Source organism: Gordonia sp. KTR9, assembly GCF_000143885.2.
Lineage (GTDB): Bacteria > Actinomycetota > Actinomycetes > Mycobacteriales > Mycobacteriaceae > Gordonia.
Window position 1 is genome coordinate 94,702 of record NC_018581.1, and the last position, 25,976, is coordinate 120,677.

General features: G+C 70.5%; 21 protein-coding genes. 11 read left to right on the forward strand and 10 right to left on the reverse strand.

Annotated elements, in window-relative coordinates:
• Positions 1-33: 33 nt before the first annotated feature.
• Positions 34-441 (reverse strand): YccF domain-containing protein, encoded by a 408-nt coding sequence (locus KTR9_RS01250; RefSeq protein ID WP_014924866.1) that lies wholly within the window; start codon positions 439-441, stop codon positions 34-36.
• Positions 442-532: 91 nt separating this feature from the next.
• Here KTR9_RS01250 and KTR9_RS01255 point away from each other — a divergent pair, with 91 nt between their 5' ends.
• Positions 533-787: a hypothetical protein gene (locus tag KTR9_RS01255; RefSeq protein ID WP_010844682.1), complete on the forward strand. Its 255-nt coding sequence runs from the start codon at positions 533-535 to the stop codon at positions 785-787.
• 240 nt (positions 788-1,027) lie between these two features.
• On the opposite strand, the gene KTR9_RS01260 is transcribed toward KTR9_RS01255, so the two are convergent.
• The gene (locus KTR9_RS01260; protein WP_044507480.1) at positions 1,028-1,591 is read right to left on the reverse strand and encodes a maleylpyruvate isomerase family mycothiol-dependent enzyme; all 564 of its coding nucleotides are present in this window, start codon (positions 1,589-1,591) and stop codon (positions 1,028-1,030) included.
• Positions 1,592-1,628: 37 nt separating this feature from the next.
• On the opposite strand from KTR9_RS01260, the gene KTR9_RS01265 reads away from it, so the two are divergent.
• The 4 genes from KTR9_RS01265 to KTR9_RS01280 all read left to right on the forward strand — a co-directional run bounded on the left by KTR9_RS01265 (position 1,629) and on the right by KTR9_RS01280 (position 6,299).
• The gene (locus KTR9_RS01265) at positions 1,629-2,480 is read left to right on the forward strand and encodes a helix-turn-helix domain-containing protein (protein ID WP_010844680.1); all 852 of its coding nucleotides are present in this window, start codon (positions 1,629-1,631) and stop codon (positions 2,478-2,480) included.
• 106 nt (positions 2,481-2,586) lie between these two features.
• Positions 2,587-3,879: a GAF domain-containing protein gene (locus tag KTR9_RS01270; protein WP_014924869.1), complete on the forward strand. Its 1,293-nt coding sequence runs from the start codon at positions 2,587-2,589 to the stop codon at positions 3,877-3,879.
• 213 nt (positions 3,880-4,092) lie between these two features.
• A complete protein-coding gene (gene exaC, locus KTR9_RS01275; RefSeq protein WP_014924870.1) occupies positions 4,093-5,616 on the forward strand; it encodes an acetaldehyde dehydrogenase ExaC in 1,524 nt (507 codons plus the stop codon).
• A gap of 257 nt (positions 5,617-5,873) precedes the next feature.
• Complete coding sequence (locus tag KTR9_RS01280; RefSeq protein WP_010844677.1) at positions 5,874-6,299, forward strand: DUF779 domain-containing protein; 426 nt, start codon at positions 5,874-5,876, stop codon at positions 6,297-6,299.
• A 72-nt stretch (positions 6,300-6,371) separates the two neighbouring features.
• Here KTR9_RS01280 and KTR9_RS01285 read toward each other — a convergent pair whose 3' ends face one another.
• Entirely contained in the window at positions 6,372-6,836 is a 465-nt protein-coding gene (locus KTR9_RS01285) for a hypothetical protein (protein WP_014924871.1), read from the reverse strand.
• 221 nt (positions 6,837-7,057) lie between these two features.
• Between KTR9_RS01285 and KTR9_RS01290 the strand changes: the two genes are divergently transcribed.
• A complete protein-coding gene (locus KTR9_RS01290; protein ID WP_044505614.1) occupies positions 7,058-7,600 on the forward strand; it encodes a hypothetical protein in 543 nt (180 codons plus the stop codon).
• Here the strand turns inward: KTR9_RS01290 and KTR9_RS01295 are convergent.
• From KTR9_RS01295 to KTR9_RS01305, 3 genes are all read right to left on the reverse strand, one after another.
• The gene (locus KTR9_RS01295; protein WP_014924872.1) at positions 7,581-9,089 is read right to left on the reverse strand and encodes a dynamin family protein; all 1,509 of its coding nucleotides are present in this window, start codon (positions 9,087-9,089) and stop codon (positions 7,581-7,583) included. The genes KTR9_RS01290 and KTR9_RS01295 overlap by 20 nt on opposite strands.
• Entirely contained in the window at positions 9,086-11,095 is a 2,010-nt protein-coding gene (locus KTR9_RS01300) for a dynamin family protein (RefSeq protein ID WP_193363215.1), read from the reverse strand. Before KTR9_RS01300 ends, KTR9_RS01295 begins: the two co-directional genes overlap by 4 nt.
• Before the next feature lie 189 nt (positions 11,096-11,284).
• A complete protein-coding gene (locus KTR9_RS01305) occupies positions 11,285-14,596 on the reverse strand; it encodes an IniB N-terminal domain-containing protein (protein WP_014924874.1) in 3,312 nt (1,103 codons plus the stop codon).
• Positions 14,597-14,946: 350 nt separating this feature from the next.
• Here KTR9_RS01305 and KTR9_RS01310 point away from each other — a divergent pair, with 350 nt between their 5' ends.
• The 3 genes from KTR9_RS01310 to KTR9_RS27885 are packed head-to-tail and all read left to right on the forward strand — an operon-like array spanning position 14,947 to position 19,256.
• Entirely contained in the window at positions 14,947-16,710 is a 1,764-nt protein-coding gene (locus KTR9_RS01310) for an Hsp70 family protein (RefSeq protein ID WP_014924875.1), read from the forward strand.
• Between the two features lie 34 nt (positions 16,711-16,744).
• Positions 16,745-19,138 carry a LuxR family transcriptional regulator gene (locus KTR9_RS01315; RefSeq protein ID WP_238554008.1) on the forward strand — a complete coding sequence of 798 codons (2,394 nt, stop codon included), beginning with the start codon at positions 16,745-16,747 and terminating at the stop codon, positions 19,136-19,138.
• A complete protein-coding gene (locus tag KTR9_RS27885; protein ID WP_238554010.1) occupies positions 19,080-19,256 on the forward strand; it encodes a response regulator transcription factor in 177 nt (58 codons plus the stop codon). The genes KTR9_RS01315 and KTR9_RS27885 overlap by 59 nt, the downstream gene beginning before the upstream one ends.
• Positions 19,257-19,368: 112 nt before the next feature.
• On the opposite strand, the gene arr is transcribed toward KTR9_RS27885, so the two are convergent.
• From arr to KTR9_RS01335, 4 genes are all read right to left on the reverse strand, one after another.
• Entirely contained in the window at positions 19,369-19,806 is a 438-nt protein-coding gene (gene arr / locus KTR9_RS01320; protein WP_014924878.1) for an NAD(+)--rifampin ADP-ribosyltransferase, read from the reverse strand.
• Positions 19,807-19,957: 151 nt separating this feature from the next.
• Entirely contained in the window at positions 19,958-20,422 is a 465-nt protein-coding gene (locus KTR9_RS01325; protein ID WP_014924879.1) for a hypothetical protein, read from the reverse strand.
• A gap of 134 nt (positions 20,423-20,556) precedes the next feature.
• On the reverse strand, positions 20,557-21,888 hold the full coding sequence (locus KTR9_RS01330) for a sensor histidine kinase (protein ID WP_014924880.1): 1,332 nt from the start codon (positions 21,886-21,888) through the stop codon (positions 20,557-20,559).
• On the reverse strand, positions 21,872-22,510 hold the full coding sequence (locus tag KTR9_RS01335) for a response regulator (protein ID WP_014924881.1): 639 nt from the start codon (positions 22,508-22,510) through the stop codon (positions 21,872-21,874). Before KTR9_RS01335 ends, KTR9_RS01330 begins: the two co-directional genes overlap by 17 nt.
• Before the next feature lie 160 nt (positions 22,511-22,670).
• Between KTR9_RS01335 and KTR9_RS01340 the strand changes: the two genes are divergently transcribed.
• Complete coding sequence (locus KTR9_RS01340; RefSeq protein WP_014924882.1) at positions 22,671-23,663, forward strand: GGDEF domain-containing protein; 993 nt, start codon at positions 22,671-22,673, stop codon at positions 23,661-23,663.
• 96 nt (positions 23,664-23,759) lie between these two features.
• Entirely contained in the window at positions 23,760-25,943 is a 2,184-nt protein-coding gene (locus KTR9_RS01345; RefSeq protein WP_014924883.1) for a DUF2254 family protein, read from the forward strand.
• The last annotated feature ends 33 nt before the right edge of the window (positions 25,944-25,976 follow it).

Below are 25,976 nucleotides of genomic sequence, written 5' to 3' on the forward strand. Positions count from 1 at the left end.
GGGTCCGGGGAGGTCAGCGCGGCGTTCGGTCGGTCACATCCGCACCGGCGTACCACCCGGCATCTGCTGATCGGTCGGGACGATCTCGGCGCCCAGCGGCAGCAGCGACACCGGCACCATCTTGAAACTCGCGATGCCGAGCGGGATGCCGATGATGGTGAGGCACATGGCCAGGCCGGTCGTGATGTGACCGATCGCGAGCCACAGGCCGGCCACGATGATCCAGATGATGTTGCCGATCGTCGACGCCACGCCCGCGGTCGGCTTGCGGACGACGGTTCGGCCGAAGGGCCAGAGCGCGTAGCTCGCCATCCGGAACGACGCGATGCCGAACGGGATGGTGATGATCAAGATGCAGCAGATGATGCCCGCGACGACGTAGCCGATCGCCATCCACAGTCCGCACAGCACGAGCCAGATGACGTTGAGGATGGTCTTCATTCCTCCATTGTCCATGCGGTGCGGGTCGATGGGCACAAATGCGAGACGCAGGAGCACTGCCTGCGGGTCGGCGCGACACTACGATGACCTGGTGGGTGGACGGGCGGGGCGTGCGCGCGAGGCGTTGTGGGCGGTGCTGGCCACCGTCGTGCTCGTCATCCGCATTCTGGCGACCATCGCGCTCGTGCTGCTCGTGATCGGCTGGGCCGTCGCGGCGGTCCGTGGGTCGCTCGACAACGAGTTCCTCTGGCCGTCGATCGCGACCGGTGCCGCGCTCCTCCTCAGCACCTACGTCTACGGCCACCTGCGCGCACGCTACCCGCGGCACAACGGCTGGATTCCCTGAGTTCCGCTGCCCCGCTTGCTCCCTGAGGTGCGAGCTTGCGAGCGTCACTCCGCTCCCTGAGGAGCGAGCTTGCGAGCGTCACGAAGGGTCTTGGTGAGTCGGGTTGCGATGACCCTTCGTGACGCGCCCTCCGCAAGCTCCGGGCGCTCCTCAGGGAGCAGGGCGGGCCAGCGGGTCTGTGGTTCTTTCGGATTAGGGAGCAAGGGTTACGCGCTCCTGTCGGATCGGGAGAGCCGGGTGTCAGGTCGCGACGCGACCCAGCCGCGCGAGGAGGGTGGTCTGACGGTCGGCGCCGGCGGGGATCTCGACCTTGCGACACACTCCTTCGGAATAGAGCGCGTCACCGAAACCCTCGACGGCCGTCTCCATCTCGGACAGCTCGTCGTCGGTGAAACGATGCTCTGTCCCGGCGGCACGGGCGATGTCCCAGCGATGGGCGATCATGTCGAAACCGTAGAAGCGGATGAGGGTCTCGCCGATGGTGGTCGGTCCGAAGTGGCCGTCGAAGGCGCGGTCGCCGACGGCCGGGTCGGCGAGCAGACCCGCGATGGTGTCGCGATGGGTGTGCCAGGCTGCGGCGGGGTCGTCGAGCGAGGGTGCGGGCCCGAGATCGACGTCGTGGCGCGCGAAGAACTCGCGCTGGGTGTCGATGACGTGGCCGACGACGTCGCGGCCGGTCCATCCCTCGCACGGGGAGTTCGCGGTCCAGGTGTCCGCGGGTGAGGCGTCGAGGACGGCGGCGAATCCGTCGGCGAGGCGGGCGTAGTGGTCGAGCAATGGTGAGGTGTCGTTGATTGCGGTCATGATGAGAGTCAACCGCGAGACCACGGGACGGTGATTGATGAAACCCGACAATCCGGGGCGGGCGCGGCTCGACGACGTCGAGCGCGCACACCTCGTCGACCCATCGGACGCGAGTTATCGCATCGGACGGTGGACGCCGAGCCCCGATCTCGCCGACCTGGTGCGTCGTTTCTGGGTTCCGGTGTGGTGGGTGCCGCCCGGGGCGGAGGCGCCGCAGCGCGTGCTGCAGTACCCCGTGTGCCTCATCGTCGTGAGCAACACCTACGCCCGCTTCTACGGCGTGGTGACCGGCTTGTCGGAGACGGTGCTGACGGGTGGAGGCTGGGCGGTCGGGGTCATGCTGACGCCGGGTGCCGGGGGGTTGTTGACCGGCGACGTCGGCGAGTGGACGGATCGGCACGCGGAACTGTCCGAGGTCTTCGGCCGGCGCGGCAGCGATCTCGAGCGGTCGGTGCGGTCGGCGATGGCCGTCGAACCCGGGCTCGAGGAGACCCAGCGCGCCGCGACCGACCGGGTCGAGGACTGGCTGCGGTCCTATCTCCCGCTCGACGACGACGGCCGGCTGATCAACGCGATCGTGGAGTACGTCGAGACCGACTCGACCGTCACGGCGGTCGCGCAGATCTGCGAGCGTTTCCACCTCACCGAACGCAGCCTGCAGCGGCTGACGCGGCGGCGCCTCGGCCTGACCCCCAAATGGCTGATCCAGCGTCGTCGTCTGCACGAGGCGGCCGAGCGACTGCGCGAACGGTCGGGAACCCTCGCCTCGCTCGCGGCGGATCTGTCCTACGCCGACGAGGCGCACTTCGTGCGTGACTTCAAGACCGTCACCGGCATGACCCCGCGGACGTTCTCGGCCCGGTTCTCCCAGGCCGGGCCCGGACGCTGACCGTAGGGTCGTGCACCGATCGACGGTGACAAGCTGGTCGAATGTTGCCGAGATCACATCGGTGCAGGCAGAATCGACGACATATCGGGCAATCGACGGAGGGTGCATGACTGACGCGGCTACGGTGGCCACGCGCATCCGCCGGGCATACGAGGACTTCCTCTCCGGTGTCAACCCACCGGCGGATGCGGTCCGTTCGATCGTCCGCGAGTCGTGGGCGAGGTCGCTGACCAGGGGCGTCGACCCGAGCGAGGCAGCGCCCGACGGCGATCGTGCGTCCGCGATGTCACCCGACGAGTTCGCCGCCTATCGAGCCGCCCACCCCATCACCGCGGTCCGGCCGCTGGTGCAATCGCTGATGGTCGAAGCGATCGCCGACACCGGGGTCGTCGTCGCGCTGACCGACCAGGCCGGACGGCTGCTGTGGATCGAGGGCGACACCGCCGCCCGTGACCGTGCCGGGCACATCAACTTCGTCGAGGGCTCGGTGTGGAGCGAGGAGGTGGTCGGCACCAACGCCCCCGGCCTCGCGCTGGCCGTCGATCGGGGCGTGCAGGTCGTCGGACCCGAACACTTCGCCGGGCCGGTGCAGGAGTGGAGCTGCGCGGCAGCCCCCGTGCACGATCCGCTGACCGGGCACGTGATCGGTGTCGTCGACGTGACCGGCGGGCGTGAGGTCGCGGCGCCGTTCGCGCTGGCAGCCGTCCGGTCGGTGGTCGCGGCCGTCGAGCGTGAACTGCGGGCGGGCGCCGTCGACCTCGCCGACCCGTCCACTTTCGAACCGGCTCTCGGGCCCCGGGCCGCAGCGCATCTCACCGTCCTCGGCGACGGTTCGGGACGCTGGCACCGCACCGCCGACGGATCGGGCGCCCGCACCTTGTCGCGTCGGCATGCGGAGATACTCGTTCTGCTGCAAGCCTTTCCCGAGGGACTGAACACCGAGCAACTCGCACTGAAGCTGGCCGAGGACGGAGTCGACCCGGTGACCGTGCGGGCCGAGATCTCCCGGCTCCGCCGCGATCTCGGCGCCGACGTCCTCGCCAGCCGGCCCTACCGGCTCACCCTCGACATCACGTCCGACGTCGATGACCTCCGGTCGCGTATCGCGTCGGGGTCGGACCTCGTGTCGGTCGTCGACGACCTCGGCCGCGGCGGGCTGCTCGCCGAATCGAGTGCACCGGGGATCGTCGAGATCTTCGAGGAACTGCGAGAGGACCTGCGGTCGCGTCTCTTCGCGACCGGCGACGTCGCAGCACTGCGCCGGTGGACCTCGTCGACGCACGGACGCGACGACCTGGCGGCGTGGCGTCGCCTCGAACACCGCCTGCCCGTCGGCGATCCCGACCGCGCCGTCGTGGGTGGACGCATCCGGCTCCTCGACAAGCGGTACGGGGCCTGAAGGCTGCAACCCGCCGGCCGAGCCCGATCGCCGGGCGGGGTGCACGGTTCCGTCGGCGAGCCCCTGGCGGCCGAGCAGCGGAATCAATGTTGCAACGCTCGTGCAACCACCGCGCTCCTAAGGTGTGGAACAGATCACAACGGGGCGCCCTCGGTGTCCTGTGTGACATCCGCAGAGCGTCCTCACGCTGAGGCCCACACGCAAGGAGCAACCATGACCGTCTTCGCAAAGCCGGGTGCCGATGGATCGGTGATGAGCTACGAGTCTCGTTACGACAACTGGATCGGCGGACAGTGGACCCCGCCGGTGAAGGGGCAGTACTTCGAGAACCCGTCGCCGGTCGACGGCAAGGTGTTCTGCGAGGTCGCGCGTTCGACGGCCGAGGACATCGACCTCGCGCTCGACGCCGCGCACAAGGCCGCACCCGGGTGGGGCAAGACCCCCGTCGCCGAGCGCTCGCTGGCCCTGCTCCGCATCGCCGACCGCATGGAGGAGAACCTCGAGAAGCTGGCTGTCGCAGAGACCTGGGACAACGGCAAGGCAGTCCGCGAGACCCTCGCCGCCGACCTCCCGCTGGCCGTCGACCACTTCCGCTACTTCGCCGGCGCGCTGCGCGCCCAGGAGGGTTCGATCTCCGAGGTCGACGAGGACACCGTCGCCTACCACTTCCACGAGCCGCTCGGCGTCGTCGGCCAGATCATCCCCTGGAACTTCCCGATCCTGATGGCCGTGTGGAAGCTGGCTCCCGCCCTCGCCGCGGGCAACGCGGTGGTGCTCAAGCCCGCCGAGCAGACACCCGCGTCGATCCTGTACCTGGTCAGCCTGATCAGCGACCTGCTCCCCGCCGGAGTCCTGAACGTGGTCAACGGATTCGGTGTCGAGGCGGGCAAGCCGCTCGCGTCGAGTAACCGCATCCGCAAGATCGCGTTCACCGGTGAGACCACGACCGGCCGGCTCATCATGCAGTACGCGTCGGAGAACCTGATCCCGGTCACCCTCGAACTCGGCGGCAAGAGCCCCAACATCTTCTTCAACGACGTGATGTCCGCCGACGACGGGTTCCTCGACCGTGCGCTGGAGGGCTTCTCGATGTTCGCGCTCAACCAGGGGGAGGTGTGCACCTGCCCCAGTCGCGCGCTGATCCAGCAGGACATCTACGACGAGTTCATCGCCAAGGCCGTCGACCGCGTCGAAAAGATCAAGCAGGGCAACCCCCTCGACACCGACACGATGATGGGCGCGCAGGCCTCCAACGATCAGTTCGAGAAGATCTCCTCCTACCTCGCCATCGGCAGGGACGAGGGCGCCGAGGTGCTGATCGGCGGCGAGGCGGCCGAGCTCGACGGCGACCTGGCCGGCGGCTTCTACATCAAACCGACTGTCTTCCAGGGCAACAACAAGATGCGCATCTTCCAGGAAGAGATCTTCGGTCCGGTCCTTGCGGTCACCACCTTCAAGGACTTCGCCGACGCCATGCACATCGCCAACGACACGCTCTACGGACTCGGCGCCGGTGTCTGGAGCCGCGACGGTGCGACCGCATACCGCGCGGGCCGCGAGATCCAGGCCGGCCGCGTCTGGACGAACACCTATCACGACTACCCGGCACACGCCGCCTTCGGTGGTTACAAGCAGTCCGGTATCGGCCGCGAGAACCACCTGATGATGCTCGAGCACTACCAGCAGACCAAGAACCTCCTGGTCGGATACGCTCAGAGTGCCAAAGGTTTCTTCTGACCCTTCGAGGCTCGTCGCTTACGCTCCTCGCACCTCAGGGAGCGGAGAGAAGACGCCCGCAGACCCGCTCCTCGCACCTCAGGGAGCAGAGAGAAGACGCCCGCAGACCCGCTCCCCGGGGAGCTGGGGGTAGCGCTTCGGCTTCATCCCGCTCCCTGAGGAGCTGGGGGTAGCGCTTCGGCTTCATCCCGCTCCCTGAGGAGCGAGCTTGCGAGCGTCACGAAGGGTCCACGCACGACGACAGAGAGTGAAGCGAGATGACCGCCGAGCAGAGTGTTCCTGATCGCGTGGTCGCCACAGACTCCGCCGTGCAGCTCCTGACCAAGTTGTCGGAGCTGCACGGCGGCCTCATGATCCACCAGTCCGGTGGGTGCTGTGACGGCTCGGCCCCGATGTGTTACCCGGTCGGGGAGTACCGCGTGGGCCAGCGGGATGTGCTGGTCGGCGAGATCGAACTCCCCGAACCCATCCCGGCCGTCAGGGTCTGGATCAACGGCGACCAGTTCGAGCTGTGGAAGCACACCCAGCTGATCCTCGACGTCGTGAAGGGTCGCGGCGCCGGGTTCAGCCTCGAAGCACCGGAAGGAGTCCGTTTCCTCTCGCGTGCACGGACTTTCACCGACGAGGAGAACGAGGTCCTGGCGGCGTCCCCGCCGCTGACGGGGGCCACCGCCGGCCCCTAGCCGGCCCCACACAGAATGCGTCATACGTATCGGAAGCCGATACGTATGACGCATTCTGCGTTCCGGAGCGTCTCACCACTGGTCGAAGCCGACGTTGACCTGGGGGTAGCCGGTGTCGATGTGTGGGTTGATCCAGTGGTTCTGGGCGTGTGGTCCCCAGATGGTGGTCATGTCGGTGTTGACGTTGTGGGGGTGGTTGGTGAGTTGGTAGTTGGCGGTGGGGCCGAACAGTCCGATGCGGTAGATGGCGTTGACGTCGAGGTGGTTGGTGTAGGGGGCTGTGGCGGTGATGGTTTCGGTGGCGCCGGGGTAGAGGATGTGTTGGGGTGCGTTGACCCATTGGCCGCCGTCGGCGTTGGCGCCTTGGAGGTATTCGGGCTTGTCGGTGTGGTTGGTGATGGTCATGGCGACGGTGGGTTCGCCGGGGCGGGTGATGGGCAGGGTGCCGGCGTGGGCTGCTCCGGCGGCGCCGAGGGCGATGCCGGTGGCGGCGGCGAGTCCGAGGGTGGCGGTGGCGATGCGGGTGGTGGTCTTCATGGTGTGCTCCCGGTGTGGTGGTGGGGTTGTTTCGGTGACACCAATGACTGTGCTCGCCGGGGGCGGTGTGTGGTTTCCGCTGATCGGGTGATGGAGGGGTTGAATCGCACCTCCACCGATCGGGGGACACCGGGCCGGTGTGCCCGAGACACGACGTGGACGAGACACGAGGTGCGTCGAGTTCAGCGAGTGGCAACCCATGGGGGCACTACCATCGAGGAATGTCGAACGCCGACGGCTCCCCACCGCCCCGCCCGCGCGTCGCCGTCACACCGATGCGCCCGCAACGACCGACCGGACGCGCCCCCGCCATTCGGTACGTGATTCTCGGCTGGCTGATCTCGGTGGCCCTGGTGGTGGTGACAGTCGGACTGACACTGCTGTCCCTCAACGACATTCGGGCCACCCTGGCCGCAGACCTGGTTCGGGCCAATCCGGACAGCGGAACCGACGCCGCGCGCGCTGTCGACATCTCGCTGATGGTCGGCGCGGTCATCGCCGGGATCGTGGTGGTCCTGGGCCTGTACGGATCTGCCCGGCTCTGGGACAGCCGTCGGTCCGGCCGGACCATCCTGACCGTCGGGGCAGTCGTCGCCGTGGCCGGCGCGGGGGCGTTTCACCTCACGGTGAGTCCATCCGCGACCGCTCTCGCCGATGTCGGATTTCCGGTTCTCGCACAATGGATTCCGGCGGCCGCGGCACTCGTCGCGGTGATCGCCACCGGGTTCTCCTACAGCCGGTCGGTCACGGCATCCCTGCGCTGAACCCGTCGTTGCCACCGGTCCGGACGGCCGCACCCAGTTGCGCGACGATGCCCTCCGCGCTGCGCACCGCGACCTGACACGCCGACGCCGATGACGGCGGTAGGAGCGGGTGGCCGGCACGTGCCCGCCAGACACGCGCGGAGTCGATGGCGGCGTCGCGCAGCGTGTACACATCGGCGGTCGGTGGCAGCCCGAGCCGGGCCGCGGGGTCGATACCCGAACCGCCGATGAGTCGGGTGACCTCGGCGGTCTGGTCGGGGGGAAGGTCGACGCCACCGGCCCGGATGGTGCTGAGCAGGCGCAATTCGCGGAACCCGTGCACGTCGGCGAGTTCCCGACGGACCGAGGCGCGGACGTCGCGGGCTCCCGCCGACGGTGACGCGGCCAGCAGATGATCCATCGTCACCAGAGCGGAATGGGATTTGAGCTGGTCCGCGCGCTGTCCGAACTGGGTGTCGATGATGGCACCCAACTCGGAGAGTCCGCTGCGCTCGACGAGCTCGGCGGCCAGCGCCGACGACGAGGTGGCGCCGAAGCGGATGAGCGTGACCGCCATCCGGATCCCGAAGGCGCCGAAGCGTTCGGCCAGCGAACGACGCAGGTCCGCCGGGATGTCGGGCAGGATGTCGGGCCGGGAGAACCTGTCCATGGTCAGCAATGCCGCCTCGAGGTCGGGTCCCGGGGTCGACGCCAGCTGTGCCAGCGCGCGGAACTCGACCTCCCGCATCGTGCGGGCGGCGAGGGCCAGGAGTCCCGCGACCGGGACGACCGCCTGGCAGAGCCCGGTGCGTTCGAGTTCACCGGCGAACCGCCCGGCGATCTGATGCGCCGAGATCATCGCGTCCATCCGGCCGGCGCCGAGTTCGTCGGCCCGGGAGACGACGCCGATCACGCCGAGCGGACCCGACGATCCGCCGATGGCGGACCCGATACGACGCAGCATCGTCGTGTCGGTGGCGGTCAGTGAACGCAGGAGGTAGACGACGGCGTCGACGCCGGACAGGCCGTCGTCGGGGGTGAGGAGCCGAAGCGTGGACGCGGACAGCTCGGTCGAGAGCGACGCCGTGCCCGGGGTGTCGACGATGGTCGTCGACTGCAGCGCCCGTGCCGGCCATTCGACGTCCAGGTGGTCGACGCGTTCGGCGGTGAGGCGCCCGAAATCGAAGCCGAGCCGGCCGTCGATGCGGGTGACCGGGATGCCGACCGCGCGGCCGTCGTCGACGTGGGCGGTGACCGACGGCGACCGGCCGTTGCGGTACCAGGTGACGACCCGCGTGCACTCGGTGGCATCGGTGGGGGCGATGTCCTGTCCGACAAGGGCATTCAGCAGAGTCGACTTCCCCGCCTTGAGCGAGCCGGCCAGCGCGACCCGCACCGGCTGGTACAACCGGTGTGCGCACACGTCGAGTTCGGCCTGTGCACGCGGGTCGTCGGCGAGGGCGGTGCGGGTGGCCTCGAGAAGTGCTCGGACGCGGGCGATGTCGGTCATCGGCGGGGGAGCTCCGTGGCGGGGTCGTCGGGGTCGAGGTGATCGGCGGCCTTGCGCAGGGCGGCCACCGCGGTGAGCCGGGACTCGAGTTCGGCCACCCGTCCGGATCGCTCCGAATCGGCGAGGGACGCGGCTGACTGTGCGGCACTGAGGGATTCCGAGATCGACCGGGCGGTCTGTTCGGCCACCGAGCTGAAGTGGTCGCGGAGGACCCGCTGGATGACCCGCAACCGGTCGCGGGACTCCTTGCCGACCTGGAAACTGACGTCGTCGGTGAACGAGCGGACGGCGACCTTCGCCTTGGCGCGGCGCTCGAGGACCTTGGCCTCCTTGTCGTCCCGGTAGGCCTTGGTGCCGAGCAGCAACCCGGCGCCGACGGACACCGGGTTGATCAGCGCCATGCCGACCATCGTCGAGATGAGCCCGAACATCAGCACACCGCCGTACGAGCCGCGCATGCCGATCAGCAGCTTCTGGGCGACACCGACTCTGCCGCTGTCGAGTTCGGCGAGTTCGGCGACGGAGTCGAGAACGCCGGTGAGGTCCGCGACGTCGATGTCGGGGAGCGAGTTCTGACCGGCGGCCGCGAAGTGGTCGGCGACTCTCTCGGCGAGCCACACCGACCGCTCGTGCGCCCAGACGAAGTTGTCGCCGACGACCGCCGCGGTCTGGTCGGCCAGCCAGTCGCTCAACTGTTCCCAGTCGACCCCCGGATCGCCCTCGTCGATCGCCCGTTCGGCTTCCCGGGTCACCGCGCGGAGACGGTCCCGCAGGTCGTGGTCGATGTCGGCGGCGAGGTCGGCGATCCCGTCGGCCAGCGTCTGTTGCCACTGGGCGGACTGCCGGCGCATGGCCTCGGCGTCGGACTTGGCCTCCCGGAGGGCTCCGACGGCGCGGCCGGCGGTCTCCGGATCACGCAGCGCGGCGAGCTCGCTGCTCAGCGTGAGGGCGAGATGTTCACTGACGACGCGCAGGTCGGTGGCGACGGTGGTGCGGGTCGCCTGCCGGGCGGTCGCCACCACGCGCTCGCGCAGGTAGCGGTACAGCTCGAGGAATCCGGCCTCCGCATTGAGTTTCTCGTCGCCGAGGCGCAGCGCGTGCGTACGGAGCACAGACGACACCGGGAGCAGCGGGATGTCGAGGCCCGCGGTCTGCAGATGCGTCCGGTCGGCGTCGACGATGGCCCGCCAGTGCGGATACAGGTCGGTTTTCGTGATCAGACACGCGATCGTCGGGCACAGCCCGGCCACCTGCTGGAGGAACGACATCTCCGGTGCGGTGAACTCCTGACTGGCATCGGACACCACGAGCACTGCGTCGGCCGCCGCGACCATGCCCAATGTTGCTGCGGCATACGGGTGCCCGTGGCCTCCGACGCCGGGGGTGTCCACGAGGACCAGGCCGTCGGCGAGCAGCGGGCCGGGTGCCTCGATCTCGAGGCGGAGGACCTCGCGGCCACCGGCGAGCGGGGAGTCGGGGGTGATGCCGGCGATGGCGTTCATCGGCACCGGGATGCGGTTGTCTGTCGACGGGCCGTCGACGATCAGATGAGCCGCCGGCTGCGGGGCGTGTGAGATGACGGTCGGGACCGCGGTCGTCTCGTCGTCGCCGACCGAGCACACGTCGAGGTTGAGCAGGGCGTTGACGAACGAACTCTTGCCCTGTTTGAGCTGACCCACCACGACGATCCGCAGCCGGGGGTCGGTGATCCTGGTGCGCGCGCCGTCGAGCCGGCTGACGAGATCGTTGCGACCGGCCTCCCGGGCCACCTCGGACATCGTGGCCAGCAGGTCGCCGATGGTGCTGGGCGACTGCGTCGTTCCCGCCGGACGTGAGTGGGCCGGTGGCGTCGTCGCGGGCGGAGACGTCCGGGACGGGACGGCGGCATGTGCTGATCGGGCCGGTGTGGCCGGGATCGGCGGTGTCCGGGCCGGGGCGGGGTCCTGGGCGTCCCGACCGGCGGCGTGCCGGCCGACCCGAGGCGGTTCGGCGGGTGGAGTCGTCATGGTGTCCTCACGGTAGCGGTGAGTCGGCGCGTCCGGTCGGCATCGGCCGGGCTTTCGCATGTGGCCGGTCGGTGCGACCGCGGTCGGGCCGGTTGAGGGGACGCGGACGAGGACCGCCCCGGGGCCGGCCCACGTCCAGGGTTGCTGGAGCGATGGGCGGTCCCGGGGCGGGTTGCCGACCTGAAGGGGTCAGTCGGCCTCGGGTCCGGCGTCCGGGGTGTCGACGCCGATCCCGGTGTCTGTGTCGCCACCGAGGCCACCGGTCAGGCCTCCGGTGAGGCCCCCGGTCAATCCGCCGGTGAGACCGGCGGTCGTGTCGGCCACGCCGCCGACGGTCGTGTCGAGTGCGCCGCCGAGTCCGGCGTCGGTGTCGGTCGCGCCGCCGAGGTCGAGGCCGCCCTCCGCACCGGCACCGCCACCCGCGTCGACTCCGCCACCGGCGACCGCGCCACCGGTGAGTCCACCGGCCACCCCGCCGACGATGTCCGTCGTCGTGTCGAGGGTGCCGCCGACGGTCGTGTCGAGGGTGCCGCCGATCCCGGTCTCGAGCGAACCCGCGGTCTCGCCGACCGCGTCGACCGCCCCGCCGGCGGTGCCGGAGATCGCGGTGGTCAGCTCCGCGGTGACGTCTGCAGGCAGCTCGGTGTCGAGCGCGCCGCCCAGGCCCAGGTCGCCACCCAGGCCGAGGTCCCCACCCAGTCCGCCGCCGAGGCCGCCGCCGGTGTCGAGACCCAGCGCACCGTCGAGCACCGGACCGGCGGTGGCTCCCAGCGCGGCGTCGCCGATACCGAGACCGGTCTCCAGGGTGCCGGCGAGTCCGCCCTCCAGGGTGGTGTCCAGTCCGGCGACCAGGTCCGTGCCGGTCTCGGCCACGGTGCCCAGGCCGGCCAGGGTCCCGGCGCCCAGGTTGCCGGTGAGGCTGTCGACGACCGTGCCGCCGAGTGATTCGGTGACCAGGATCGGGCCGCCGACGGTGATGGTGCCCTCGGGGGAGAGGATGAGGCTCGGGTTGATGATCGCCTCGAGTTCGCCGGTCAGCGCGCCGCCGAGGCCGCCGGTGGCCTCCAGGGTCGAGTCCAGGGTGGCGACGAGGCCGTCGGTGGCCGACAGGTCCACGTCGAGCGCGGTGCTGAGAACGGTGCTGAGCGCCGCGGGGAGGTCCGCTCCGGCCGTCAGCTGGCCGGCGAGCGAACCACCGAGTTCCCCGCTCAACGCGGTCCCGAGGACGGCGCCGAGTGACGCGCCGAGGTCGGCGCCGACATCGCCGCCGGCTGCCAGCACGGCCTCGAGGGTCCCGCTGAGGTCGGCTGCGGTCTCGGTCACCAGGCCGAGTCCTGCGCCGGCGTCGAGCGCGGCGTCCAGCGCCCCACCGAGCTGCGCGATCAGTGCGCCGTCGACGCCGAGAGCACCACCCAGATCCGCGGCCAACAGTTCGCCGAGGTTCAGGCCGGCGCCGGCCGCGGCGTCGAGGATGCCCTCGATGCCGGTGGTCGCGCCCAGCACGCCGCCCAGGGTGGCCCCGAGTCCGGCTGCGAGGTCGCCGCCACCGCCGACGATCGCGCCCAGTTGCGCGGCCAGGTCGGTCGCCAGGCCGCCCTCGAGCAGACCCGTGAGGTCGGCACCGAGAACGCCGCCCAGCTCGAGCGCACCGCCCAGGGCTGCCCCCAGGTCGGCACCCGCGGCAGCACCCAGGACGCCGGAGAGCACCGTGCTCAGCGCGGTGTCGAGGCCTGCGCCGGCCGACAACAGACCGTTGAGTGCGGCACCGAGTTCGGTGCCGAGCCCGCCCACGACCCCGAGGCCGCCGCCGAGTGCGCCCTCGACCGCGCCACCGAGGCCGGCGCCCAGTCCGGCACCGAGATCCAGACCTGCGTCCAGTGCGCCACCGACCCCGGCTCCGAGTGCACCACCGAGACCGAGTCCGGTCTCGAGGGCGCCGCCGAGGCCTGCGGTCAGGTCGGCGGCCAGGCCACCTTCGAGGGCTGCGGCCAGGGTGCCGCCCAGTGCCGCTCCGAGATCGGCAGCAGCCTCGCCACCGACCTCGAGGCCGGCGGCCAGGGCGCCCGCGAGCGTCGTGCCGAGGTCGCCGCCCGCTTCGAGCAGTGCCTCGACGTCGACGATCCCGCCGGCTTCGAGAACGGATTCGAGCGCCGCGGCGAGACCGGCCTGAGCGCCGCCGCCGACACCGAGCGCGGCGGTCAGGGCGCCGCCGAGCACGGCGTTCGCACCGGCCGCGCCGGTCAGGACCAGGCCGCCGGTCGCTGCTGCCGTCGAGGTCAGGGCGACACCCAGTGCGGTGCCGAGGGACGCGGCGGCCGTACCGCCCGCGGCCAGGGTCGAGCTGAGGGCGCCGCTGAGCGTGGCGCCGAGTTCGCCGGACAGATCGGCGATGGCCTGCGCGTCGAGCAGACCCGACAGCGTCGCGGAGAGGTCGCCGGCGACGTCGAGAGTGGAGGTGAGAGCCGCGGTCAGATCTCCGGACAGTTCGGCACCGAGGCCGAGTGCGCCGGTGAGGACCGCCGAGAGTGCGCCGCCGGCCCCGAGGCCGGCACCGAGCGCGGCCGCGAGGTCGGCACCGAGTGCGCCGCCCGCGCCGATCGTGGCACCGAGCAGACCGCCCAGCGTCGCACCGAAGGAGCCGGCGAGTTCGCCACCCACGCCGAGTGCCGCGGACAGCTGTGCGGCGAGGCCGCCGCCGAGTCCCAGGCCGAGGTCGGCACCTGCGGCGAGGAGCGCGTCGAGCGACGCACCGAGCTGCGCGACCAGAGCGCCTTCGGCGCCGATCGCACCGGCCAGCGATCCGGCGATGACCGGGCCGATGCCCGCGCCGAGCTCGAGTCCGCCGTCGACGATCGTCTCGAGAGCGGCTCCGAGTGCCGCACCGAACTGTGCTGCGATCGCGCCGCCGGCGCCGACACCGGCCGCCAGCGCCGCACCCAGTGCGACGGCCAGCTGGCCGGCGAGGTCGAGGTCACCGAATGCGATACCGCCGAGGTCGAGATCGGCCAGGGACAGACCGGAGAGGTCGATGTCTCCCAGCCCGATGCCTCCGAGGAGGCCGCCGAAGTCGATGTCGCCCAGAGCGATTCCGCCCAGGTCGAGTCCACCCACGCCGAGGCCGCCGAGATCGAGCCCGCCGATGTTCACATCACCGAAGTCGACGTCGCCACCGCCGAGGTTGATGTCGCCGAGGTTCAGGCCGCCCAGACCGATACCGCCGCCGACCACGCCTCCGCCGACCACGCCTCCGCCGACTGCGCCGCCGACTGCTCCACCGGCCGCTCCGCCGCCGGCACCGATGATCGCGCCGAGTCCACCGGCGGCTCCGCCGGCCAGACCGGCATCCGCCACCAGCGGGGCCGCCGCGGAGACGTCGGCCGGGGTGATGCCGGTTAGTCCGGCACGGTCGATGGCGGCCTGGGGGTTGCCGCAGTAGGCGTTGAAGGATTCCTCGTCGCGAAGCAGACCGAGGATGAAGTCGAGTACCGCGTTGGTCGGCATGGCGTCGTTCCTTGCGTCGGGGAGATCGGAGTTCGATCCCGTGTCGAGTTCGACCGTATGGACTTCGGCGCGCGACGACATCGGGGTAAATCCCCAGTCCTGTGGCGGGGGGGGGTCTCGTCGGCGGCATAGGGGATCCGACCGGGGGATCGGTGCTCGTCCCGCCGCACGGGTGGGGGTGTCGGGACTTTCCCCCTAATCTCCGGCCAGGGCTAACACCCGGGGACCGGTACGCGACACACTGGGTGAAGTGCACCGCCGGGGCCGGGGCACGTGACATCGACGGTGAGCTCACGAGATGAGCGACCGTCACCGACCACCGTCTGCAGGTGCGAACAGGAGTGACCGTCATGGCCATCGGGATCGGTGTGAAGATCGGAACCGCGAACAGCGTTGCGGTAGCTGCTTCGGAACAGTCCTGGGAGGGTGCGGTCTCGGTCGAGACCTCCGCTCTGGTCGATGCCGACGACTTCCTCGGACGGGTCGGCGACCCGGTACCGATGCTCGACGAGCACGGACGCACGATCGCGGCCGCCGAGATCTACGCCGACGCGGTCGCGGCGCTGATCACCCGGCTCGACCTCGGCGCGGACTCGACGTCGTTCGACGATCTGCACATGAGTGTCGTGTATCCGGACAACTGGACCGATCAAGCCGTCGACGAGGCCCGGGCGGCGCTCGCGGCCCACCCCGACACGGTGCCGGCGGAGTCGACCACCTGGGTGCCCGAATCGCGGGCGATCCTGGCCGCCGCCGAACACGCCGAGGGCGCCTTCGGTGAGGGCACCGTCGTCGTCTGCGATCTCGGCGCCGCCGGCCTCACCGTCTCCGTCCTGGCCACCGGCTCCGACCCGGTCCGCCTCGGCCGGCCAGTGCACCTGGACACCGTGAGCGGCAACGAGTTCGATCGCCTGGTGCTCGCGCACACGCTGCGGGTGACCGGTGCCGACGCCGAGGTCGACTCGGGTCTGGCCGATCCGCAGCGCAGTGATGCGATCCTCGACGACGTCAATCGGTTGCGCGCCGACTGCCGACGGGCCAAGGAGTCGTTGTCGGTCGACACCGACACCGTCGTCGGAGTGCGGATCGGAGCCGTCCACACCGAGGCGCGATTGGTCCGCGACGACATCGAGGATCTGCTTCGCGCGCCCGTCATGGAATCGGTTGCCCTCGTCCGCGAAGCTCTTGCCGCCTCCGCGAGCGGTGTCGACTCCGGAACGGCTGCCGCAGGACTGAAGCCGGCGGAGGTGAGCGCGGTTGTCCTCGGTGGCGGTGGTGCCGCGATCCCACTCGTGACCGAGATGCTGTCCTCGACCCTGCGCCTGCCGGTCGTCCTCGACTCCGATCCGGCCTCCGCATCGGCAGCCGGTGGCGCGCTCCTGGCGGGCGCGGCGCTCGCCGAGCAGCGGTCGGCGATCACTCCCGCGACCGTCGCGACGACCGCATCGATCGTCCCGGCCTCACCCGAAGACCGGCCGCTCCGCGAGATCGTCCCGGCACCGAGCACTCCGCTGACCGAGCCCGCCCCGCGGTTGTCGCGGCGCAAGCGCGGGACGCTGATCACGCTCGGGGCCGCCGCATTGGCCCTGGTCACGGCCACCGGACTCTCCGTCGGCACCGGACTCGTCGGCTCGGTCGGTGAGGCCACGCCCCCGCCGGCGGGTGCGGCGACCACGACGGCCACCTCGACGCAGAACCCCGCTGGCGGCCCTGGTACCACCGTGACAGGTGCGCGTCCCGGGACCACCGCGGCACCGGTGACCGGAACCGGCACGCGAGCGCCGGGTACGGCAACCGACGCCCCGCGTCGGACCGCCGCCGGGGCCTCGTCAGCCGGTGGCCCGTCGGGCGGCGCCCCGTCTGCCGGTGCTCCCGCGCCCGGAAACACCCCCGGGCGCCCGGCACCAGCGCCGGCACCCGCGCCCGCTCCGGCACCTGCGCCCGCTCCGGCACCTGCGCCCGCGCCCGCTCCGGCCCCGGCACCTGCGCCGGAACCGGACACCAGCGGTGGCGGCATCACCCCGGGCGGCGTTCTCGACGGCACCGGCCGGGTCCTCGACGGCACCGGTCGGATCGTGTGCGGCGTGACCGGCGTCGTCGGCGTCGACTGCTGAGCCCGTTGACTCCCGGTCTGGTGTGGACTGTTCGATGACGCCGACGACATCGGTCTCGACCATCGGCGACCGACCGGACCCCTCGCCCCCCGTGTCGCGCACCGCGTCGTGGGTGACGAGCGTCGTCGACCGTGCGCACCGGGGCCATCCGCTGTGTGCCGTCGCCGTCGGCACCCCGGGCAGCGGCCGGTCGGCGCTGCTGGGCGCCGTGCACGAGCAGCTTCGGCGGCGGGGCCTGCCGGTGAGTGTCGGCCTGCCCGCGGGCGGCGAGACCGGCCCCGTGTTCGTCCTCGCCGACGACATGCACTTGTGGCCCGCTCCCGTGATCGCGACCACGTTGGGCATGCTCGACGCCGGGACGATCGGCCTGATCGCCACAACCGAACCGCGGGAACTGGACCCGAACGTCCGCCTACTCCGCGACCACGCCCGGCCGTACGGCGCCGTCCTCGAACTGGAGGCGTTGGGCACCGCTGATGTCCTGACCCGCGCGGCCCGCGCGGGAGTCACCCTTGAGCCGACCATGGCGTCGCAGATCCGTCGACGCTGTGGTGGTGCGCAAGTGCTCATCGACACCGCGCTCGCGGCGATCCGGAACGCGGCGGGCGGCGGCCCGCAGATCGTCGGCGAGCCTGCGGCCGACGTGATCGCGATCGTCGATCAGGTTGCCCGCGAATGGCATCACCGGCTGCTGCGCGGGCTCGATCCGCTGACGCTGGCGGTGCTCGCCCTCGCCTCGGTCCGGGCACCACTCGACCCCGACAGCGTCGCCGATGCGTCCGGTGTCGACCGGGCCGACGCGGCCGGGGCCATCGATCGGGCACGAGGGTGTGGCCTGCTGCGCGGATCGGACGTCTTCGTCTCGGCGGCCACCGGGCCGCTGCGGGATGTGCTGGGCGACCGGCGGATCGACGAGCTCCGGCACAACTCCGTGGCAGCCGGTCTACGCGCGGCCGAACTCACCCCCGACACCGCCCTGCTCGCGGCCGAGGCGGGCGTCGACGACCCACGCATCGTCGACGCGTTGCTGGCCGGTGCTGCCGACGCGACCGCTGCGCGGGCGGTGGTCCTCCTCCGGGCTGCCGATCGGGTGGAGCCGGGACGCGATGACGTCCGGCTGCTGATGGCGCAGCGTGCCCTGTCGTCGGGTGACCTCGACGGTGCGGGCGCCGTCGCCGATCAGCGGCTGGAGGCGGCCGGCCCGACCGACCCCGGGGTGCAGGAGTGGGTGGAACTCGCCGCCACTGTCGCCGCGCATCGCGGTCTCGCCTCACACGCCGCCGACCTGTATCGCTGGCTCGGATCGAATCCGACGAGTACGCAGTCCCTTTCGGCCGCGGTCTCGCTGCTCGCAGTCGGCGACCGCGCGGCGGTCACCGCCATCGCGGAGGCGGACCGCGGCCGCGCGCCGGTGGCGAGTCGGGCCGCTCGGTCGATGGTGGTCCGCGGCTTGCTGGCCACCGTAGGAGAAGCGGGTGACACGATCGCCGGTGATGCGGTGGACTCCGTGATCCGTGGCCTCTCCGCCGGGGGGTCCGCGTCACGGGGGCCGTACGCGATCCGGATCCTGCAGGCGGCCGTCGCGATGATGCTCAACCACGGCGACATCGCTGCCGCGCAGACGATCCGGACGGCGGCACCGGAGTCGGGGCGAGCTCTCACCGACGCCGAGATCGCGCTGACGGCCGGTGATCTCGAGGCAACCGCACGTCTGTTGCCGTCGGACGATCCGGTGGCGATGTCCGATCGGCTTCGGTGGCAGGCGATCCGGCTGGGACTGGCCCGGCGCCAGGGTGACATCCCGGCGCTGACCGCGGCGTGGCAGCACGGATTGCCGCTGCTCGCCGCCACGGAGGTGGACCTCTACCTGCTGCGTTCGCTCGGCGAGTTCTGGATCGGCGCAGCGTGTCTCGAGCAGGTGCCGGCGATCACCCGATATGTCGACGCGGCCGACAGGTTGCTCGCGGCTCTCGACAACCCCCCGGCGTGGTCGGCGTCCTGGGACTTCGCGGGGGTACAGGCCGCGGCCATCGCACGTGATGACTCCGCCGTGGCGCACCGGTTGGCGCGTCTGGACCGCGCGGCTGCGCAGGACCGGACGGCCCGACTGCTGGCGAGGAGTGCCCACGCCTGGGTGTCCCTGACCCTCGATGGCACCGACGCCGGCGCCGAGACCGCCGCGGACGAGGTCCCCGGGTCCGTCGACGCGCTGCGCAGTGTCGGATTGCACTGGGAGGCAGCCCGGTTGGCGGGTATGGCCGCTCTGCGTGCCGACGATCCGTCGACCGCGGCCGGCCTCCTTGACACCGCGCGATCGGCCGGCGAGGACCGGCACCGCACTCCGCCGGCCGGCGGGCCGCTCACCGAGCGTGAGGCAGAGGTCGCGCACGAACTGCTGCCAAGGATTGACCCACCGGGAAATCGGTGAGCGACTGTACATCTCGGCGAAGACCGTCGAGCATCACGTCGCCCGGATCCGCCGCCGGCTCGACGCCGGATCCCGGTCGGAACTGCTCGCCGCCCTGCGTGCAGCCGGATATCGGTGACCACGGCCATGACCCTTGACTGTAAACCGCCCTGTGGTGGGACGCCGCGACCGTATTGTCTTCTGTCCGTTTCTATGGGGTGGTTTCCAGCCCGACCGGCCGCCGTCAAGGGCTAGTCGTAGAGAACCGCGTCGCCACGCTGCCGAAGCGCCTCCAACCCCGCGCGGAACTGCCGGAGGTAATCCGGCGAATGGGCTACCCAGCCGGTCATCTCGCCGACGATCCGCACCGGTTGTGCACTCCGGTACGAGTGGGTCGGGTTGCCGGGGAACTTTTTGTCGGTGACGTTCGGATCGTCGTGGACGTCGTCCTGTGGTTCGACGACGTAGACCCGGGGGCGACCGTCGCCCACCGCCATCTCGGCTGCGAGGACCGCGCCGTCCAGCACCTTGGTCATGTAAACGTAGTTCGAGACGTGTTCCGGACGGTAGTTCGACCGGTGGCCCGGTGTCAGGAAGTCGCCGACGCAGAGGTCGGCCTTCGTGCCGTGAAAGTACGCCCCGGACTCGTGGACCCGGAAACGTTCCGGTGTGTCCGCCATATCTGCCATCGATCGCCTCCCGGTGTCGGTCGTCGAGCGATTGTGCACGGTCGCGGGGGCCTTGCCGCAAGCCCCTACTCCTCGCTTATGGTGAAAGGGGCGGGGTTCGGAGGCGGAGCACCACCCCCGAACCGTTCCCTCATCCTCCTTTCGAGAATCCTCACCACTGGTCGAAGCCGACGTTGACCTGGGGGTAGCCGGTGTCGATGTGTGGGTTGATCCAGTAGTTCTGGGCGTGTGGTCCCCAGATGGTGGTCATGTCGGTGTTGACGTTGTGGGGGTGGTTGGTGAGTTGGTAGTTGGCGGTGGGTCCGAACAGTCCGATGCGGTAGATGGCGTTGACGTCGAGGTGGTTGGTGTAGGGGGCTGTGGCGGTGATGGTTTCGGTGGCGCCGGGGTAGAGGACGTGTTGGGGTGCGTTGACCCATTGGCCGCCGTCGGCGTTGGCGCCTTGGAGGTATTCGGGCTTGTCGGTGTGGTTGGTGATGGTCATGGCGACGGTGGGTTCGCCGGGGCGGGTGATGGGCAGGGTGCCGGCGTGGGCTGCTCCGGCGGCGCCGAGGGCGATGCCGGTGGCGGCGGCGAGTCCGAGGGTGGCGGTGGCGATGCGGGTGGTGGTCTTCATGGTGTGCTCCCGGTGTGGTGGTGGGGTTGTTTCGGTGACACCAATGACTGTGCTCGCCGGGGGCGGTGTGTGGTTTCCGCTGACCGGGTGATGGAGGGGTTGAATCGCACCTCCACCGATCGGGGGACACGCCCTCACTGTTCGCGGGCGGGTACCTCCACGATGGCGACCGTGCCGCCGCGGGGGTGGTCGGCGAGCGACATCGTGCCGCCGGCCCCCTCGATCCGCACTCGTCGCGAGGCAAGTCCGATGTGGCCCTTGGCCTGTCGCTGCCGCATCAGCTCCTCGACGTCGACGTCGGCGGGCAGGCCGACACCGTCGTCGACCACGACGAGTCGCGCTCGCCCGTCGTCGAACTCGGCGGTGACCTCGACGGTTGTGGCGGAGGCGTGTTTGGCGACGTTGGCCAGCAGTTCGCGAGCGGTGGCGAATATCAGCGGATCGACCGAGGTACGAAGCCCCGGTGGCCATCCGGCGGTGTCGACGGAGACCGTGGGTGCTCCGGCGCGGCTGCCGAACGACGACGCGAGATCGGTCAGGGCGACCGCCAGCCCGGCTTGCTCGAGCACCGCCGGGTGCAACTCGCTCAGCGTCGAACGCAGGAGTTGGGCCGCGTCGCGCAGCGCACCGTCGACGCGGTCGAGGGTCACGGGGTCGGCAGAATCGCGGAGCGTGGCGAGTTCCTGACGCGCGGCCAGCACGTACTGCAGGGCGCCGTCGTGGAGATTGTCGGCGAGATCGCGCCGTTCGCGCTCCTCGATCTCCATCGTCGCATCGAGCAGTCGGGCGCGTTCGGCGGCGAGCGCCCCGATCGTCCTCACCCGGGATCGCTGCAAGCGGGACAGCAGGATCGCGCCGACGGCCAGCGCCGCGACGACGAGGATGCGCAGCACGATCACCGACCACGGTTCGCCGTTCGACGTGCGGGCCAACGCGGAGGAGACGGCGTACACCGCGGTCGTGACGACCACCACCGCGGCACATGTCCTGGGCTGCAGGGCGATCGCCGCGATCATCGGCACGAGGACGAAACCACTGAGGAGAACGTCGGTGGTCCAACTCGATTCGTTGGACCGGCTCGCCGCGACGGCGAGTGCGGTGAGCAGGAGAAGGTCGATGGGCAACGCGATCCACGAGTAACGGATCATCGCCGACTCGTGGCGGACCACGACGACCGCTCCACCGATACACCACGCCGCGTACAGGATTGCGGTCACGACGCTGAACGTCTCCGCGTGCGCTGGTGGATCGAGACTGACGGTCAGCAACACGAACACCGACAGGAACAGCCGCAGGACCACCTGAATCCGAATACCGCGGATCGCGTGATCGATCAGGATGTCGTGGATCCTCGGCTCGTCGGCGAACTCGTCGAGGCCGAGATACCGAGTGGCCCCGGCGATCTTGTCGTCACCGCCGACGTCGACCCCTCGACTCGAGGAGGCCGCGCTACTCGAGGAGGCCACGGCGCATCGCTTCGGCCACCGCCGCCGCACGGTCGGACACCCCGAGCTTCTCGTACAGACGCTGTGTGTGCGTCTTGACCGTCGACGCACCGATGTAGAGCTCGGCGGCCACCTGTGGAATCGATTGCCCCCGTGCGAACCCGGTGAGGACCTGTCGTTCCCGTTCACTCAGGGCGGGCGCATCGCGCTGGGTCTGCGCCCGGATCTCGCCGGCCAGTCCGGCGGCGAGCTCCGGTGGCACCACCGTCTCGCCCTTGGCCACCCGGGTCACCGCGCCGACGATGTCGTCGCGATCGGCATCCTTCGACAGATAACCGGCCGCACCCTCCTGGAGCGCCCGGAAGACGATCGGCCCGTCGGTGACCGCGGAGAGCAACAACACCCGCGTCGGCAGAGCGTCGCGCGAGACGGCATGCGCGACCTCGACGCCGGTCATGAGCGGCATCTGATGGTCGACGACCGCGACGTCGGGTTTCTCCTGCCGGATCAGCTCGAGCCCCGCCATGCCGTCGGCGGCCTCGCCGACGACCCGCACCCGCCCACTTGCTGTCAGGCCCCGGGACACCCCGTCGCGGAAGAACGGGTGGTCGTCGACGACGACGACGGTGACGAGGCTGTCCATCGGCCCAGGATATGTGGAGGAACGGCTGGAACCGAGTCGAACGGCGCTTCGAGCGAGGGGGTGCCCCGACCACACTGTCCGCCGCCGGTCGCGCATCGCGGCGCGGTTTGGCAACCTCGGACCGGGGACGGGGGACCGATACCGAGGATCGGAGTGGGGGATGTACCGACCGGACTTGCACCTGGGAGCGCTGCGGGGCCCGCTCCCGCGATCGCCGCTGCACGTGCTGCGAACCTATCTCGCGGTGACATCGCTGCTGTACGCGATCGGGGTGGCCCTCACGCTGTTCCCGGTCGACGACTCGGCGACGCTGTCCGACCCGACCGGGGGATTCGTCGCAGTCGCCCTGGGCGTCGCGGCGCTCGGCTGGCTGTCCGTGCGTCCGCAGCGCCCGCTCCTGGCCGTGATCGCAGCCTGTGCGGCGACCCCTGCGGTGATGGCGTTCCACGAGCTGATCAGTGCCGAGTTCCTGTGCTTGGTCGCGGCGATGTTCCTGGCGATGTACCTGCGCGCCACCTTTCCGCGGCGGCAGGCGTGGGCGCTGATCGCTCTGCTGACCGTCGCGTGCGTCGTCGCATTGGCAGTGGCACCTGCGCCCAAGTACCTCAGCACGTACATCGTCGTGGCCGTCGCCATCCCGGCGGCCGCCGAGTCGTTCGGGCTGCTGACGCGGACGCTGCTCACCGCCGTCTGCACGGATCCGGTGACCGGGGTGTTCAACCGCGCCGGCTGGGAACTCGCCACCGCCGGACTTCTCGACGGGCGACGGCCGGCTGCGGCGGTCACGGTCATCTCCCTATCGATCGACCACGACGCGACGGCCACCGACACGCTCGGTCGTGAGGCGGCGGATCAACAGCTCGTGCACCTGGCCCAGACCTGCGTCGATCTGCTTCCCACCGAGACCGCCATGGCACGCCTGAGTGATTCCGACTTCGCGATCTGCCTCGTCCACGATGACGACGGCCCGCCCGGACAGGCCGCGGACCTGATCGCCGAGCTACGCCGCCGACTACCGGCCTCGTCGCTGGGCGCCGCGACGGCGCCCGCGCCGGCGGCGAACATCACCGCCCTCCATGCGCAGGCGTCGTCGCGGCTGGCGTCGGTCCGACGCAACAGGGCCCGACGGTCCGATCAGCCGGACCCGCAATGACATCGTCGACGGCGACATGACCGCATGAGATCGACTCGACCTCCCGACGTCGATCGAACCCCGTAGGTTTCCGGGACATACCGCTAGGGTCGGGGGATGGCCGGATGGTTCGATGAGCGGATCGTCGAGACCGGTCGTCTACCGTTGTTCTTCCTTCTGCTCGCCTTCGTCCTGACCTTCCTGTTCATCCGGTTCAGCGTGCGGATGATCCGCGCGGAGGTCAGCTGGTGGCCCGGGAACGTGACACCCGGCGGGGTGCACGTCCATCACGCCTTCTTCGGCATGATGGCGATGCTCCTGTCCGGCTTCGGTTTCGTCGCGGTCGACCCATTGCGCACGCCGGTCATCGACTGTGTGCTGGCGGCCGCGTTCGGCATCGGCGCGGCCCTGGTGCTCGACGAGTTCGCGCTCATCCTCCACCTCCGCGACGTCTACTGGGCGGAGGAGGGCCGGACGTCGATCGACGCGGTGTTCGTCGCGATCGCCATCGGCCTGCTCTTCCTGCTGGGCTTGCAGCCGTTCGGGGCGTTCGAGGTCGTCGGGGACATCCGGAAAGAAGACGGACTGGTGGCGCGACTTGTGGCGGCGGGTGTCGTCGTGCTCAACGTGCTCCTGGCAGTCGTCACCCTCCTCAAGGGCAAGGTGTGGACGGGCCTCGTGGGCATGTTCGTCCCGGTCCTGTTGTGGTTCGGTGCCGCCCGGCTGGCACGCCCGCGATCACCGTGGGCCCGGTGGCGGTACAAGAACCGTCCCCGCAAGATCGCTCGGTCGATCGGGCGAGAGCAGCGGTATCGAGAACCGCTGATGCGCTGGAAGATCGTCGTGCAGGAGGCGGTGGCAGGCCGATTCGGAGTGCCCGACACCGTCGCGCCCGTCCCCGACCCGACGCCGGCCCCGACCGCGGTCGGCGTGGTGACGGAAGCGGTACCGAGCGCGCTGGCGACCGCGATCCGGTGGCGGCGTACGCGCCGGGCGTTGCGCACCGTCCCGATCTGGCGGCTGCCGGTCGTGCTCGTGACGTTCGCGATCGTCGCGGCGTGGACGACGGTGGGTTTCGACGAACTGCTCGAACTCGAGGTCGACCCCGGAACACTGGCCACGCTGCTCAGCGTGATCGCCGGTTCGATGGCGACGCTGACCGGCCTCGTGTTCACCGCTGTCACCCTCGCGATGCAGTTCGGGGCGTCGTCGATCTCGGTGCGGGTGATCCCGATGCTGCAGCAGGAACCCGTCATGCGGTGGTCCACCGGCTTCTTCCTCGCGACCTTCGTCTATAGCGTGATCATCGCGATCGACCTGTCGGTGGGTGGCCCGGACGAGCCGACTCCGGGTCTGTCCACGGCGATCGCGTTCATGCTCACGACGATCAGCGCGTACCTCTTCATCGCGCTCGTCGGCAAGGTCGGGACGATCCTGAACACCGCGCGCCTGCTGCAGTGGATCGCCGACGACGGCCGGTCGGCGATCGTCCGGCAGCTACCGCCGCCGACAGCGCACGACGAGACCACGGCCCCAACCGCTTTCGACGACCAGGTCGTCGTCGGGACAGCGCTCGACCGGGGCGATGGGGGAACCGATCCGGGCGCGGAGATCGAAGCGGAGCGCACGCAGATCAGGCTGGGGGAGGTGACCGCGCGCGGTCGGGTGCTCCTGGCGGTCAACGGCGACCGCCTGCGGCGATATGCGGCTTCGTGGGACGTGCGGATCAACCTGCTGGTCGCCGTCGGCGACCATGTCCCGCACGATCTCCCGGTCGTCGAGATCGTCGGCGACCCGGCACGGGTGGAGACGCGTCGGGTGCTGGCCTGCCTGTTGTTCGGTGACACCCACCAGCCGTCGGTGAGTCCCGCCGCGGCGCTGCAGGCGATCTCGGACATCGCGCTCAAGGCGATGTCCGCGGGCAGCAACGACCCGAGCGTAGTGGTGCAGGCACTCGACCACACCGAGGATCTACTGCTGCTGTTGGCACCGCGGCTGTGTGGCGAACCGACTGCACCGGGCGCCTCGGTGCGCGGCATCCGCCGCAGTTGGGCGGACTACGTCGCGATCGGGACCGATGAGATCCGCCGGCACAGCACCGGCCAGGTGCAAGTGCAACGCCGGTTGCGCGCGCTGTTCGAGTCCCTCCTCGACGGATGCGGCCCGGCGCAGCGCGTCCCGGTGACCGAGCGGCTGGCCGTGCTCGACGCGCAGGTCGCGCGCGACTGGTCCGACGACCTCGACCGGCGACTCGCCGCGGCGGCGGACCGGCAGGGCTACGGTTCCGAATTCGGCCGGTGAGGGTGCGCGGATAGATCACGCGAATCGGACACA